At 72.8% G+C, this 14060-nt stretch carries 14 protein-coding genes; 9 read left to right on the forward strand and 5 right to left on the reverse strand.

From position 1 onward, the window contains the following. Positions 1-186 precede the first annotated feature (186 nt). From ACFW2E_RS25040 to ACFW2E_RS25050, 3 genes are read left to right on the forward strand one after another with little or no spacing between them, the layout of a single operon-like run. Entirely contained in the window at positions 187-1686 is a 1500-nt protein-coding gene (locus tag ACFW2E_RS25040; protein WP_384469315.1) for an IucA/IucC family protein, read from the forward strand. A 27-nt stretch (positions 1687-1713) separates the two neighbouring features. Continuing rightward, positions 1714-2628: a HipA family kinase gene (locus tag ACFW2E_RS25045; protein WP_384469316.1), complete on the forward strand. Its 915-nt coding sequence runs from the start codon at positions 1714-1716 to the stop codon at positions 2626-2628. Next, positions 2625-2912 carry a SelT/SelW/SelH family protein gene (locus ACFW2E_RS25050; protein ID WP_384469317.1) on the forward strand — a complete coding sequence of 96 codons (288 nt, stop codon included), beginning with the start codon at positions 2625-2627 and terminating at the stop codon, positions 2910-2912. Before ACFW2E_RS25045 ends, ACFW2E_RS25050 begins: the two co-directional genes overlap by 4 nt. Before the next feature lie 3 nt (positions 2913-2915). Here the strand turns inward: ACFW2E_RS25050 and aceB are convergent, their stop codons facing one another. Together aceB and ACFW2E_RS25060 are read right to left on the reverse strand one after the other, a co-directional pair. Next, positions 2916-4541: a malate synthase A gene (gene aceB / locus ACFW2E_RS25055; protein WP_384469318.1), complete on the reverse strand. Its 1626-nt coding sequence runs from the start codon at positions 4539-4541 to the stop codon at positions 2916-2918. 184 nt (positions 4542-4725) lie between these two features. Next, positions 4726-5325 carry an NTP transferase domain-containing protein gene (locus tag ACFW2E_RS25060; protein ID WP_384469319.1) on the reverse strand — a complete coding sequence of 200 codons (600 nt, stop codon included), beginning with the start codon at positions 5323-5325 and terminating at the stop codon, positions 4726-4728. Positions 5326-5541: 216 nt separating this feature from the next. On the opposite strand from ACFW2E_RS25060, the gene ACFW2E_RS25065 reads away from it, so the two are divergent. Then, entirely contained in the window at positions 5542-5829 is a 288-nt protein-coding gene (locus tag ACFW2E_RS25065) for a DUF5955 family protein (RefSeq protein ID WP_384469320.1), read from the forward strand. A gap of 595 nt (positions 5830-6424) precedes the next feature. Here the strand turns inward: ACFW2E_RS25065 and ACFW2E_RS25070 are convergent. Then, entirely contained in the window at positions 6425-7216 is a 792-nt protein-coding gene (locus ACFW2E_RS25070) for an IclR family transcriptional regulator (RefSeq protein WP_384469321.1), read from the reverse strand. 275 nt (positions 7217-7491) lie between these two features. Between ACFW2E_RS25070 and allB the strand changes: the two genes are divergently transcribed. Both allB and alc read left to right on the forward strand, forming a co-directional pair. Further along, complete coding sequence (gene allB, locus ACFW2E_RS25075; protein WP_384469322.1) at positions 7492-8832, forward strand: allantoinase AllB; 1341 nt, start codon at positions 7492-7494, stop codon at positions 8830-8832. Between the two features lie 51 nt (positions 8833-8883). Next, positions 8884-9999 carry an allantoicase gene (alc, locus tag ACFW2E_RS25080; RefSeq protein ID WP_384469323.1) on the forward strand — a complete coding sequence of 372 codons (1116 nt, stop codon included), beginning with the start codon at positions 8884-8886 and terminating at the stop codon, positions 9997-9999. A gap of 343 nt (positions 10000-10342) precedes the next feature. Here the strand turns inward: alc and ACFW2E_RS25085 are convergent, their stop codons facing one another. Continuing rightward, the gene (locus ACFW2E_RS25085; protein WP_384469324.1) at positions 10343-11089 is read right to left on the reverse strand and encodes an SDR family NAD(P)-dependent oxidoreductase; all 747 of its coding nucleotides are present in this window, start codon (positions 11087-11089) and stop codon (positions 10343-10345) included. A 100-nt stretch (positions 11090-11189) separates the two neighbouring features. Between ACFW2E_RS25085 and ACFW2E_RS25090 the strand changes: the two genes are divergently transcribed. From ACFW2E_RS25090 to ACFW2E_RS25100, 3 genes are all read left to right on the forward strand, one after another. Then, the gene (locus ACFW2E_RS25090; protein ID WP_384469325.1) at positions 11190-12008 is read left to right on the forward strand and encodes an AIM24 family protein; all 819 of its coding nucleotides are present in this window, start codon (positions 11190-11192) and stop codon (positions 12006-12008) included. Between the two features lie 235 nt (positions 12009-12243). Beyond that, entirely contained in the window at positions 12244-13149 is a 906-nt protein-coding gene (locus ACFW2E_RS25095; protein ID WP_384469326.1) for a DMT family transporter, read from the forward strand. Positions 13150-13234: 85 nt separating this feature from the next. Further along, positions 13235-13630 (forward strand): ribonuclease domain-containing protein, encoded by a 396-nt coding sequence (locus ACFW2E_RS25100; RefSeq protein WP_384469327.1) that lies wholly within the window; start codon positions 13235-13237, stop codon positions 13628-13630. 54 nt (positions 13631-13684) lie between these two features. Here ACFW2E_RS25100 and ACFW2E_RS25105 read toward each other — a convergent pair whose 3' ends face one another. Beyond that, a complete protein-coding gene (locus tag ACFW2E_RS25105) occupies positions 13685-13885 on the reverse strand; it encodes a hypothetical protein (RefSeq protein WP_384469328.1) in 201 nt (66 codons plus the stop codon). Between the last annotated feature and the right edge of the window lie 175 nt (positions 13886-14060).

Raw genomic sequence — 14060 nt, forward strand, 5'->3', positions numbered from 1 at the left:
CCGCCCCCCCGCACCCACCCCCCCCCCCCCGGTCCCGATCTCGGCCAGCTCGGCGGCGACCTGCGCCTCGATGGTGGGGTGACGGTGCACGGGCAGGCTCCTCGGGGTACGGGAAAGGAAGGCCACGACGGTCACGGACGACAGACATACTGATCGCGATCGGCCCGTGTGGAAGCAAGAGAACGAATGGATCGCGTGGATCTCATGCCCCCCAGCGACGACGTCGGCCGGCGTGCCGACGCGTACGCGGCAGCCCCCCTGCTCAACTGCCTGCTGCGGGAGGTGGCCCGGCCGCTGCCCGGATCCGGGGAACCGCGGGTGTACCGGCTGCCGGGCGGCCGTCTGCTGCGCGTGCGCGGCGGACGGCGGCAGGCCTGCCCGGAGGTGCGCGTGGCCGGCGCCTGGCAGCCCCTCGGCCACGCCGACCTGGTCAAGCTGGTCGCCGACGAGCTCCGCGGGCACACGGGACTCTCGAACGACGAGCTGCCGGTCGAGATGACCGACAGCCGGGACGCGGTGGCCGCGCTGCTCACGGCTCGGGCCGGGGCGACGCCGCCCGACGACCCGTACCTGCGCTCGGAGCAGTCCTTGATCACCGGGCACCCCTACCACCCCGCCCCCAAGGCACGCGGTGGCGGCCCGGTCGCGGGCTGGCTGCCGTACGCCCCCGAGGCGCACGCCCGCTTCCCGCTGGTCCTGCTCGGCGTGCGCGAGGACACGGTCGTCGAGGAGGGCGACACCTCCGCGCTGGACGCCCTGGGCACCGCCCCGCCCGGCTACCGGCTGCTGCCCGCCCACCCGTGGCAGCTCGGCCTCGTCGGCCGCGACCTCGCACCCGCCTTCGCGGACGGCCGTCTGGTACGGCTCGGCACGACCGCGTTCGAGGCGCGGCCCACGGCCGCGGTCCGAACCCTGTACGAGCCGCGGGCCGATCTCCACCTGAAATTCAGCCTCGATGTGCGCATCACCAACGACATCCGCCGGCTGTGGCGCCACGACCTGCAGAGACTGCGCCGCACCGACACGGCCGTGACCCGCGCCTTCGCCGGGATCGGCCCGCCTGCCGCCTGGCTGAGCGACCGCGGCCATCGCACCGCCGGCTTCGCGTTCGAGGAGCTGGCCGTCCTGGTCCGCGACGGACTGCGCGGCCACCTCCTGCCCGGCGCGACCCCGCTGCTCGCCGCCGGACTGGCGGAGGGCTTCGACGGCGACCCGCTCACCGGCGCCGCCGACCCCGCGGCCTGGTGGGAGGCGTATCTGCGCCAGGTGGTCCCACCGGTCCTGGCGGCCTTCGCGGACCACGGCGTCGTACTGGAGGCCCATCTGCAGAACACCCTGGTCGCCGTGGACGCCTCCGGTACCCCCGTGCAGGCGCTGTTCCGGGACGCCGAGGGCGTGAAGCTGCTGCCGGACGTCTCCCGGGCAGCGGGCTGGGAGCGCCTGGTGTACTGCCTGGTCGTCAACCACCTCACCGAGATCGCCGCCGCCCTGGCCGAGCGCCACCCGGGCCTCGACCCCTGGCCCGCCGCCCGCCGCGAACTCGCCCGCCACGACCTCCCCGAGATCACCGCACTGCTCACCGCGCCCACCCTGCCGGGCAAGACGAACCTGCTGCTGCGCTGGACCGGCGCGGACGGCGCCGACGCCCGCTACCTGCCGCTGCCGAACCCGCTGGTCGGCGCCTGACCCGGCCCCTGGCATACGCTGGCCGGTGTGCTGCGCGACGTGACTGCTGTTCGATACGTGACCCCGCTGCGGTCCGGCGGCTCCGTCCCCGGAGTCGTCGAGGCCGACGACCTCGGGACGTACGTCGTGAAGTTCACCGGCTCCGCGCAGGGCCGCAAGGCGCTGGTCGCCGAGGTCGTCGTGGGCGAGCTGGCCCGTGCGCTCGGCCTGCGCTTCCCCGAACTGGTCCTCGTGCACTTCGACCCGGCGATCGCCCACGCCGAGCCGCACCAGGAGGTCCGGGACCTGCACGCCGCCAGTCCCGGCCTCAACCTCGGGATGGACTTTCTGCCGGGAGCGAAGGACTTCACCCCCGAGGTGGCGAAGACCTTTTCCGTCGATCCGCTGGAGGCGGGCCGCATCGTCTGGCTCGACGCCCTGACCGTGAACGTCGACCGTACGGTCCACAGCTCCAACCTGATGGTCTGGCCCACGTTCGGCACGGTGCCCCCACGCCTGTGGCTGATCGACCATGGCGCGGCCCTCGTCTTCCACCACCGCTGGGACGCCTCGGACCCCGCGAAGGCGTACGACTTCCGCCATCACGCCCTCGGGCACTGCGCGCCCGACACGCGGGCCGCGGACGCCGAGCTGGCGCCGAAGGTGACCCGGGAACTGCTGCGGGGGATCGTCGCCGAGGTCCCCGACGCCTGGCTGACCGGCGAGGCGGGGTTCACGACGCCGGACGAGGTCCGCGAGGCGTACGTGGACTACCTCCACGCGCGCGTGGAGGCGTCCGCGGCCTGGCTCCCGACGGACTTCCCGACCCGGGAGGAACTCGCCGCCGAGGAGGCCCTGCGGACGGCACGGACACAGCAGGGCCGCCCGAACTGGCTCAAGCGGGTCCCCGATCTGCACGGCAAGCCGGCGGCGGAACAGGATTGGTCGGTGCACCTGGGATGACGGACAGTCCCTCGAAGGCACGGCGGGTCGAGATCGAGTACTGCACCCGGTGCCGCTGGCCGCCGCGTGCGGCCCGGCCGGCGCAGGAGCTGCTGACGAGCTTCGAAGAGGAGCTGACCGAGCTCCCCCTCAAGACGGACAAGGGCGGCGTCTTCGTGGTCCGCGTGGGCGACGAGGTGGTCTGGGACCGCCGCGAACAGGGCTTCCCGGAGCCGACGGCCGTGAAGCGGGCCGTACGCGACCGAGTGGCCCCGGGGAAGTCCCTGGGCCACTCGGAGAGGTGAGGTTCAGCCGGCCAGCCGCTCGTACGCGGGCAGCGTGAGGAAGTCGGCGTAGTCCTCGTCCAGGGCGACCTGGAGCAGCAGGTCGTGGGCCTGCTGCCAGTGGCCCGCCGCGAAGGCCTCCTCGCCGGTCTCCTCGCGGATGTCCGACAGTTCCTCCGCGGCGATCTTGCGGGCCAGTTCGGGGGTCGCCTTCTCGCCGTTCTCGAACTCGACGCCCGCGTTGATCCACTGCCAGATCTGCGAGCGGGAGATCTCGGCGGTCGCCGCGTCCTCCATGAGGTTGAAGATGGCGACCGCGCCGAGTCCGCGCAGCCAGGCCTCGATGTAGCGGATGCCCACCTGGACGGCGTTGACCAGACCCGCGTAGGTCGGCTTCGCGTCGAGCGAGTCGACAGCGATCAGGTCGGCCGCCTCGACGTGGACGTCCTCGCGCAGGCGGTCCTTCTGGTTGGGCCGGTCGCCGAGGACCCGGTCGAAGGACTCCATGGCGATCGGGACCAGGTCGGGGTGGGCCACCCAGGAGCCGTCGAAGCCGTCGTTCGCCTCGCGGTCCTTGTCCGCCTTGACCTTCTCGAAGGCGACCTTGTTCACCTCCTCGTCGCGCCGGGAGGGGATGAAGGCCGCCATGCCGCCGATCGCGTGCGCGCCGCGCTTGTGGCAGGTACGGACGAGGAGTTCGGTGTAGGCGCGCATGAACGGAGCCGTCATCGTGACCGCGTTGCGGTCCGGCAGGACGAACCGGGGCCCTCCGTCTCGGAAGTTCTTGACGATGGAGAACAGGTAGTCCCAGCGGCCGGCGTTCAACCCGGAGGCGTGGTCGCGGAGTTCGTAGAGGATCTCCTCCATCTCGTACGCCGCCGTGATGGTCTCGATGAGCACGGTGGCGCGGACGGTGCCCTGGGGGATGCCGACGTAGTCCTGCGCGAAGACGAAGACGTCGTTCCAGAGGCGGGCCTCCAGGTGCGATTCGGTCTTGGGGAGGTAGAAGTACGGGCCCTTGCCGAGGTCCAGCAGCCGCTGTGCATTGTGGAAGAAGTACAGGCCGAAGTCGACGAAGGCGCCCGGGACCGGGGTGCCGTCCCCGTCGACGAGGTGACGCTCGTTCAGGTGCCAGCCGCGGGGGCGCATGACGACGGTGGCGAGCTCCTCGTTCGCCCTGAGGGCGTACGACTTGCCGGAGCCCGGGTCGGTGAAGTCGATGTTCCGGGTGTACGCGTCGATCAGGTTGACCTGGCCGAGGACCACGTTCTCCCAGGTGGGGGCCGACGCGTCCTCGAAGTCGGCGAGCCAGACCCGGGCGCCCGAGTTGAGCGCGTTGATCGTCATCTTGCGGTCGGTGGGGCCGGTGATCTCGACGCGGCGGTCGTCGAGGGCGGCGGGGGCGGGGGCCACCCTCCAGGAGTCGTCCGCGCGGATCGCGGCGGTCTCCGGGAGGAAGTCGAGCGTGGAGGTGCGGGCGATCTCGGCGCGGCGCTCGGCGCGGCGGGCCAGGAGTTCGTCGCGGCGCGGCGTGAACCGCCGGTGCAGCTCGGCCACGAAGGCGAGCGCCGCGTCGGTGAGGACCTCCTCCTGCCGTGGCAGGGGCTCGGCGTCGACGATGGCCAGCGGAGACGGCGCTGGTGCGGACATGAGCTGTCACTTCCTTCAGCGGTGGCACCGGGTGCCAGCCGATCCAGGTGGGGCGGTGGGCGCCCGGGGAGCGGGCGGACGCTTCTGAACAGTGGATACTAGTTTCCTCATCGTGGAACTTCAATGGTTTGTTGACGTCGAGATTCTCCGGGTCGAGGCAAGGTGGCTCCCGGTGCCATCCCGCTCACTCGAGGTGGGCCAGATCCTCGGTGGTGTCGATGTCGTACGGCTCGGCCACGTCCCCGCACTCGACGAGCCGGATCTCCCGCTCGTGCTCCTTGAGATAGGCCCGGGCGCCCCGGTCCCCGGTCGCGGCGCGTGCGACGCCCGCCCAGTGGGCGGAGCCGAACAGGACGGGATGACCGCGTACGCCGTGGTAGGCGGCGGAGACCAGGGACCTCTCGTCCTCGTGCGCGGCGAGGACGCGGGCGACCGCCTCGGGGCCGATGCCGGGCTGGTCGACCAGGGAGACAAGGGCCGCGCCCGTGTCCGTACCGCAGAGGGAGTCGAGCCCGGCCCGCAGTGAGGAACCCATCCCCCCGGCCCAGTCGGGGTTGTCCACCAGGACGCAGCCGCTGAGGTCGGCCCGCTCCCGGACCTCGGCCGCCCCGGCGCCCAGCACCACGTGGACCCGTTCGCACCCGGCCGCGCGCAGCACGCCCACCGCGTACTCGACCAGGGGCCGCCCCCGGTGTTCGAGCAGCGCCTTGGGGCGTCCGCCGAGCCGTCTTCCGCCGCCGGCGGCGAGGAGCAGACCGGCGATCCGGCCCTGGTTGTCCGTCATGCGTCCTGCATACCTGACCCGGAGGCGGGCGACCCGTTTCCATGGCCTGAAATTCGGTCCGCGGTGTGGCGCACCCCGTGGCGGGTGGCGTTTACTGACCCGCGTCCCCCGGCGCCCGACCGATACCGGGGGGTTCTGGGCGGTGAACGCGAGGCGTGTGCGCAGGGCGGCGTGCCCGGGGGGAGGGCTGTGTTGCGGAGCTTGGGACAGAGGCCAGTGACCGGCAGCGACGAGGACCCGAGAGTGGCGGAACTGCGGACCGCGGTCTCCCGGCTGCGCCGCGAACTCGCTGCGCACCCTGCCGAGTTCCCCGACCGCGGCATAGCCGAGGACGAGCTGGCGGCGCTCGCCGCGATGGCCCTGAGCGGACTGCCCGAGATACCCCGCCTGCGCCGCTCCCTGCTCCTGATCGCGGGCGCGATCGGCTCCGTCAGCGCACTGACGCGGGGGCTGTCCGAGGTCCGCGACGCGGTGGACCTGTTCGGCGGGCCGCCGCGCGGCTGAACCGCGTGCGTGACCGCGGTGAAGGGTGACCGGACAGGGGTCCGGGGCCGGACGGACCGCGGTGCGGGGACCGATACGTGTGACGCGATGTGCGTCTGACGCGATGTGCGTGCTGCGCGACGGGGGGACGGTGCGGACGCCCTTGCGGGGTAGGCCGTGCCGGTCGGCGGCCCTCCGGCCCGGACGCAGCCCCCGGCGCCGGGACCGGGCTCTACGGAGCCCCCGACGCCGGGCGGCCCACCGTCGTCCACGCACCCGCGCGGCGCCACCTCGGCCGACGGGGGGGCGGACGGTGCCCGGCGTGCGGCACGCGGACGGCGCTGGCCGCCTGGGCGCGGGCCGAGCCGGCCGGTGTGCGCGGGATCGTGCCCGGTGCGCCGGGGCCCCGGCGGGTCGGTCGACGTGCGGTGTGCGCGGGACGGTGCCGGGTGGGTGCCTGGCGCGGAACGGGCCGGAGTCCGGGCGCGGGCGTGCGCTCGCATTCGGCCGGGCCCGCGCCCTGCCGGGACGGTCGGCGGGCGGCCGGCATCGCGCGGGCCCGGTCTCCCGTCGGCGGAGCGCGGCGGGCGTGTGCGGCCGACCGGACCCCCGTGGGTCAGCCGCCCGAGCTTGCCAGGGACCGGGACAGTTCCGCGGCCACCTGCTGCAGTACCGGCACGATCTTGTCCGTCGCCGATTCCGTGACCCGTCCCGCCGGACCGGAGATCGAGATGGCGGCGGCCGTGGGGGAGTCCGGCACCGAGACCGCGAGGCAGCGGACGCCCACCTCCTGCTCGCTGTCGTCGACGGCGTACCCGAGGCGGCGTACGTCCTCCAGGGCGGCCAGGAAGCCGTCCGGCGTGGTGATCGTCTTCTCGGTCGCGGCCGGCATGCCGGTGCGGGACAGGAGCGCGCGCACCTCGTGGTCGGGGACGTGGGCGAGCAGGGCCTTGCCGACGCCCGTGGAGTGCGGCAGCACGCGCCGGCCGACCTCGGTGAACATGCGCATCGAGTGCTTGGACGGCACCTGCGCGACGTACACGATCTCGTCGCCGTCCAGCAGTGCCATGTTGGCCGTCTCGCCGGTCTCGTCGACCAGGCGGGCGAGGAAGGGGCGGGCCCAGGTGCCCAGCAGCCGGGAGGCCGACTCTCCGAGGCGGATCAGGCGCGGGCCGAGGGCGTACCGGCGGTTGGGCTGCTGCCGTACGTAGCCGCAGACCACCAGCGTCCGCATCAGGCGGTGGATGGTGGGCAGGGGCAGTCCGCTGCTCGCGGACAGCTCGCTGAGGCCGACCTCGCCGCCCGCGTCGGCCATCCGCTCCAGCAGATCGAAGGCGCGCTCCAGTGACTGGACCCCGCCGCCGGCGGACTTGGCGGAGTCGTTGGTGCTGGCGCTGGACGTCGGCACGGCGCGTTCCTTTCGGGACTGGCGGGAAGGGCAGAAGCGTACCCGGCGGCCGGTCGACGGCAGGCTTGTGCGTAGCTATGTTCTGCCTGTCGGAATCATAATTCCGCTTTACGGAAACGTCCAGAGCGCCGGAGTCGGCCGCCCTCGTTGAAGTGTGCCTCTTGACGGCGGGAGGGCGGGAGTGAAGACTCCTTCAACAGAACGTTGAATTCCGTTACGTGGGTGTAAATCCCGTTTCCTGGAAGTAAGACGGCGGCAGAGAGAGGGGTCTGCGGGTGTCCGACGCTGAACTGGTGCTGCGCTCGACGCGCGTCATCACCCCGGAGGGGACGCGTGCCGCTGCGGTCGCGGTCTCCGCCGGGAGGATCACGGCCGTCCTGCCGTACGACGCCGAAGTGCCCGCCACGGCCCGCCTGGAGGACTTCGGTGACGACGTCCTGCTGCCCGGCCTGGTCGACACCCACGTGCACGTCAACGACCCCGGCCGCACCGAGTGGGAGGGCTTCTGGACCGCCACGCGTGCCGCGGCGGCCGGTGGCATCACCACCCTCGTCGACATGCCCCTCAACTCCCTCCCGCCGACCACGACGGTCGACCACCTCCGTACGAAGCAGCGGGTGGCCGCCGCCAAGGCGCACATCGACGTCGGTTTCTGGGGCGGCGCCCTGCCCGGCAACGTCGAGGACCTCCGCCCGCTGCACGACGCCGGCGTCTTCGGCTTCAAGGCGTTCCTGTCGCCGTCCGGAGTGGACGAGTTCCCCCACCTCGGCCAGGAGCAGCTGTCCCGGTCCCTGGCCGAGATCGCCGGGTTCGACGGTCTGCTGATCGTGCACGCGGAGGACCCGCGCCACCTGGACGCTGCCCCGCAGCACGGCGGCCCCAGATACGCCGACTTCCTCGCCTCCCGCCCGCGCGACGCCGAGGACTCGGCCATCGCGGGCCTGATCGCCCAGGCGAAGCGCCTCCACGCGCGCGTGCACGTGCTGCACCTGTCCTCCAGCGACGCGCTGCCCCTGATCGCCGCGGCCAAGGCCGAGGGGGTACGCATCACGGTGGAGACCTGTCCGCACTACCTGACCCTGACCGCCGAGGAAGTACCGGACGGCGCCAGCGAGTTCAAGTGCTGCCCGCCCATCCGCGAGGCCGCCAACCAGGACCTGCTCTGGCAGGCCCTGGCGGACGGCACCATCGACTGCGTGGTCACCGACCACTCGCCGTCCACGGCGGACCTGAAGACCGACGACTTCGCCACCGCCTGGGGCGGCATCTCCGGCCTCCAGCTGAGCCTGGCGGCCGTCTGGACCGAGGCACGCAGGCGCGGACACGGACTGGAGGACGTCGTCCGCTGGATGTCCACGCGTACGGCCGCCCTCGTGGGCCTCGACGCGCGCAAGGGCGCCATCGAGGCCGGCCGTGACGCCGACTTCGCCGTGCTCGCCCCCGACGAGACGTTCACCGTGGACCCGGCGGCCCTCCAGCACCGCAACCGCGTCACGGCGTACGCGGGAAAGACCCTGTCCGGGGTCGTGAAGTCCACCTGGCTGCGCGGCGAACGCATCGTCGCGGAGGGCGAGTTCACCGACCCGAGGGGCGAACTGCTGAGCCGTACCACCTGACCCGCCCCCGCTCCAGCGGCGGCCGACTCCCGAAAGGAACCCCTGATCACCGTGACGGCGACCCAGAGCTTCACCGGCGACGCGAACCCCTACGGAGGCGGTGACCCGTACGCGGACTACCGCACCGCCGACTTCCCCTTCACCCACCACGCCGATCTCGCCGACCGGCGGCTCGGTGCCGGTGTCATCGCCGCCAACGACGAGTTCTTCGCCCAGCGGGAGAACCTGCTGGTGCCCGAGCGGGCCGAGTTCGACCCCGAGCACTTCGGACACAAGGGCAAGATCATGGACGGCTGGGAGACGCGCCGCCGCCGGGGTGCCTCCGCCGAGCACCCCTGGCCCACGGCCGAGGACCACGACTGGGCGCTCGTGCGCCTCGGCGCGCCGGGTGTCGTCCGGGGCGTCGTCGTCGACACGGCCCACTTCCGCGGGAACTACCCGCAGGCCGTGTCGGTCGAGGCTACGTGCGTGCCGGGCTCCCCGTCCCCGGAGGAACTGCTCGGCGACGACGTGAAGTGGACGACCCTCGTGCCGCGCACCCCCGTCGGCGGCCACGCGGCGAACGGTTTCGCCGTCTCGGTCGAACAGCGCTTCACGCACCTGCGCGTCAACCAGCACCCCGACGGCGGCATCGCGCGCCTGCGGGTGTACGGCGAAGTGGTCCCCGACCCCGCGTGGCTGGCGGCCCTGGGCACGTTCGACGTGGTCGCCCTGGAGAACGGCGGCCGGGTCGAGGACGCCTCCGACCGCTTCTACTCCCCGGCGACGAACACCATTCAGCCGGGCCGCTCCCGCAAGATGGACGACGGCTGGGAGACCCGCCGCCGCCGTGACCGGGGCAACGACTGGATCGGCTACCGGCTGGCCGCCCGGTCCGAGGTCCGCGCGATCGAGATCGACACGGCCTGCCTCAAGGGCAACAGCGCCGGCTGGGCGTCGGTGTCCGTACGGGACGGCGAGGACGGCGACTGGCGCGAGATCCTCCCGCGCACCCGCCTCCAGCCCGACACCAACCACCGCTTCGTCCTGCCGGAGCCCGCCGTCGGCACGCACGCGCGCGTGGACATCTTCCCCGACGGCGGAATCTCCCGCCTGCGCCTGTTCGGCTCCCTCACACAGGAGGGCGCGACCACCCTGGCCGCCCGCCACCAGGAACTGGGCGGCTGACCCCGCTCCCCGTGAACACCCCGCGGGGAACGGGGTGTTCACGGGCAGGCGTGATGGCGGTCCCGCTCCTCGGATCGGTGGGCGGCACCGCTCTGAACGTCGCCACCCGCGACCCGAGGCCGGGCCGAACCGCTTCACCGGCGGCCGCCGCCACGCCGGCGGTCACCCTCACCGACCGTTCCCCCCATGCCGTGCGGCCGCTCCTCACCGCCTTCCGGTGGTCATCACCGGACCGGTCGATCTCCGGAGCCGTGACAGCACGGAGATCCGCCCCCTCGCCCGGGTCCGCGCGGGCCGCGGCTTCAGCCGTCTGCGCCGGGTCCGGGAGACGCCGACCCGACGCTCATGCCGCGAACCCGCCGTCCACCGCGAACTCCGCCCCCGTGACGTAGTCCGCCCGCGCCAGGTACGCGACCATGGCCGCGACCTCGTCGGCCGACCCGAAGCGTCCCAGCGCCGTCATCGCCGCCTGACCGTCCGCGTACGGGCCGTCCGCCGGGTTCATGTCGGTGTCGATCGGCCCGGGGTGCACGATGTTCGCCGTGATCCCGCGTCCGCCCAGCTCCCGGGCCAGCGCCTTGGTCAGGCCGGTCAGGGCCGACTTGCTCGTCGTGTAGAGGGTCCCGCCGGGACCCGGCACGCGCTGGGCCATGCAGCTGCCGACGGTGATGATCCGGCCGCCCGGATCCATACGGGAGGCCGCCGCCTGCGAGGTCAGGAAGACGCCCCGGACGTTCACGGCCAGCACCCGGTCGACGTCGGAGAGCGACAGGGAGTCCAGCGGGCCGAGCACGCCCACGCCCGCGTTGTTCACCAGGACGTCGAGCCCGCCCAGCCGCTCCGCCGTCCGCTCGACCGCGCCCGCCGCCTCCGCCGCGTCCCCGGAGTCCGCGCGCAGCGCCAATGCCCGGCGCCCCAGTTCCTCGACGGCCCGTACGACGCCGTCGGCCGCCTCCTTGCCGTCGACGTAGGTGACGGCCACGTCCGCGCCCTCCCGCGCGAGCCGTAGCGCCGTCGCCGCACCGATGCCACGACTGCCGCCGGTCACCAGGGCCACCTTGCCGTTCAGGGTTTCGTGCGTTGTTGTCATGGCTCCATCCCACCGGCCGCCGACCGGTAGTGCTGGCGGTCGACGGACACCGATCTCCAGCAACCGGAACTCTTCCCTCCGTCTTTGCGTTCTCACTCCCGTGACCCTTCAGCAAGAGATCGTCGGCAACGCCATGCAGATGGCGGTCGTCAACCTGCACCCCGGCCAGACCGTGTACTGCGAGGCCGGGAAGTTCCTGTTCAAGACCACGAACGTGACCATGGAGACCCGCCTGAGCGGCCCGTCGGGCAACGGCGGCGCGCCCCAGGGGGGAGGCGGGGGCGGCGGCATGGGCGGCATGCTGCGCCAGGCCATGGGCACCGCCATGCAGGTCGGCCAGCGCGCCCTCGCGGGCGAGTCGCTGGCGTTCCAGTACTTCACCGCCCACGGCGGCGAGGGCACGGTCGGCTTCGCGGGCGTGCTCCCGGGCGAGATGCGCGCCTTGGAGCTCAACGGCACGCGCGCGTGGTTCGCCGAGAAGGACGCCTTCGTCGCCGCCGAGTCCACGGTCGACTTCGGCATCGCCTTCCAGGGCGGCCGCACCGGCAGGAGTGGCGGCGAGGGCTTCGTCCTGGAGAAGTTCACCGGGTACGGCACGGTGATCATCGCCGGGGCGGGCAACTTCATCGACCTCGACCCGGCCGACTTCGGTGGCCGCATCGAGGTCGACACCGGCTGTGTCGTCGCCTTCGAGGAGGGCATCCACTACGGCGTCCAGCGCGTCGGCGGCCTCAACCGCCAGGGGATCATGAACGCGGTCTTCGGCGGCGAGGGCCTGTCGCTGGCCACCTTGGAGGGCAACGGCCGGGTCATCCTGCAGTCCCTGACCATCGAGAGCCTCGCCAACGCCCTCCGGAAGGCGCAGGGCGGCGACAAGCAGGGGCCGACCGGCGGACTGTTCTCCACGCACGTGGGGTGACACGGCAGCCGGCCGACCGATGAGGTCCCGACCGCCGTCACCCACAGCGGCGGACGCGTCACGGGGGCAGGGGTCTGCATCGAGTCGTACGACCTGGCGGGCCGGCACGGCATACGGCTCGTGCGAGCTCCCGGAAGACGTCTGGCCGTAGATCATCCGGACCGGTACGGTGATCGTCCGCGTGCGAGCCGCCGACGTCTCCACACCGCCGACGGAGACCGGGAGAGCCGCCCCCATGTCGTCGATCGCCGCACCGAGTGCCCTCGCGTCCCGCCGCGCCTGGCTCACCGATCTGCCCTTGCTCCTCGTGGCGGTGGTCTGGGGTGCCAGCTACCTCGCCGCGAAGGACATCACCACCGCGCGCACGGTGCTCGCTGTCCTCGTGCTGCGCTTCGCCCTCGTCCTGCCGGTGCTGGCGGCCGTCGGCCACCGGTCACTGCGCGCCCTGACCGGCGCCCAGTGGCGCGGCGCCACGCTGCTCGGCCTGATCCTGAGCGGAATCTTCCTGCTGGAGACGTACGGCGTCGTACACACCTCGGCGACCAACGCGGGCCTCATCATCAGCCTCACCATGATCCTCACACCGCTCGGTGAGGCCGTCGTGACCCGAACCCGGCCCGCGCGGACGTTCCTCGGCGCGGCGGCCCTTTCCGTGGCCGGTGTCGTGCTGCTCACCCAGGGCGGCGGCTTCACCGGCCCCTCGCCCGGCGACCTGCTCATGCTGCTCGCGGCGCTCGCCCGCACCCTGCACGTCCTGGCCATGTCCCGGATCAGAGCCGTACAGGGCGCGGACGCGCTGCCCCTCACTGCCGTCCAACTGGGCACCACCGTCGCCGTCTTCGCGGTCCTGTCGGCCGGCACCGGCCCGACGCCGTGGGCGACGGCGGCCGGCTTCGGCGCGCGTCAGTGGGCCGGGCTGCTGTTCCTGTCCGCGCTGTGCACGCTGTTCGCGTTCTTCGTGCAGATGTGGGCCGTGCGCCGTACCTCCCCGTCCCGGGTCAGCCTGCTGCTCGGCACCGAGCCGCTGTGGGCCGCCGCTGCCGGTATCGCGCTCGGCGGGGAACGGCTCGGCGCGCTCGGGCTGGCGGGTGGCGCGCTGGTGCTTGTGGGGACCGCGTGGGGACGGCGGGCCGCAGGTTAACTCCCTGAAAATTCATCGGACTTGCTGGGAGAAACTTCAACTTTGTCATTGACATGCCACGCTCTACGCGCGTCATCATGTGGCCATGAGATTCCCCCCACGAATCACTCGCATCGGCGCCGCCGGCGCCCTCCTGTCCGCCCTGCTCGTGGGCGGCACCGTCACCGCCGGCACGGCGGACGCGGCTGCCTCCTCCACCGGCAGCATCTGCTACGGCGACCTCCCCTCACAGGCGTACACCACCCTCAGCCTCATCGACCAGGGCGGCCCCTTCCCGTACTCGCAGGACGGGACCGTCTTCCGGAACTCGGAAGGCGTCCTGCCCAGCCAGCCCAACGGCTACTACCACGAGTACACGGTGAAGACCCCCGGCTCCTCCACGCGCGGTGCCCGTCGCATCGTCACCGGTGAGGAGTACGAGGAGGACTACTACACGGCCGACCACTACGCCACGTTCGACCTGATCGACTTCGGCTGCTGAGCCGGACGCCGGGTCCGAGGGAACGGTGCGACGAGCCGGAGGTCCGGCCGGCGCTCAGCCGGACCTCCGGCTCTCCGCGGCGGCGAACAGCGCGAACGCCGACACCACCAGCCCGGCGCTCGCGTAGACCTCGTAGCCGTCGAGGAAGCCGAGCCGCTGGACGAATCCCACATGCCAGTGGGTCAACTCGTGCACCAGGCCCAGCACGCCCTGCACCAGGGCGACGAATCCGGTCAGCTCCAGAACCTGTTTCATGGCAGGACTCTCGCCCCGCGGTCTCCCCCCACACATCGGCCGCGGGGCGAGTCGTGGGCGCCGGGGGGGCGGGGGTCCGGCCCCGCGGCCCCCCCCAAGACGACGACGGCGCCCCCAGCGGGGGCCGCACCCCCCCCCCGGGGGGCCGGGCCCCCCCCGCCCCCCCCCCGGGGGG

Source organism: Streptomyces sp. NPDC058964, assembly GCF_042741275.1.
Lineage (GTDB): Bacteria > Actinomycetota > Actinomycetes > Streptomycetales > Streptomycetaceae > Streptomyces.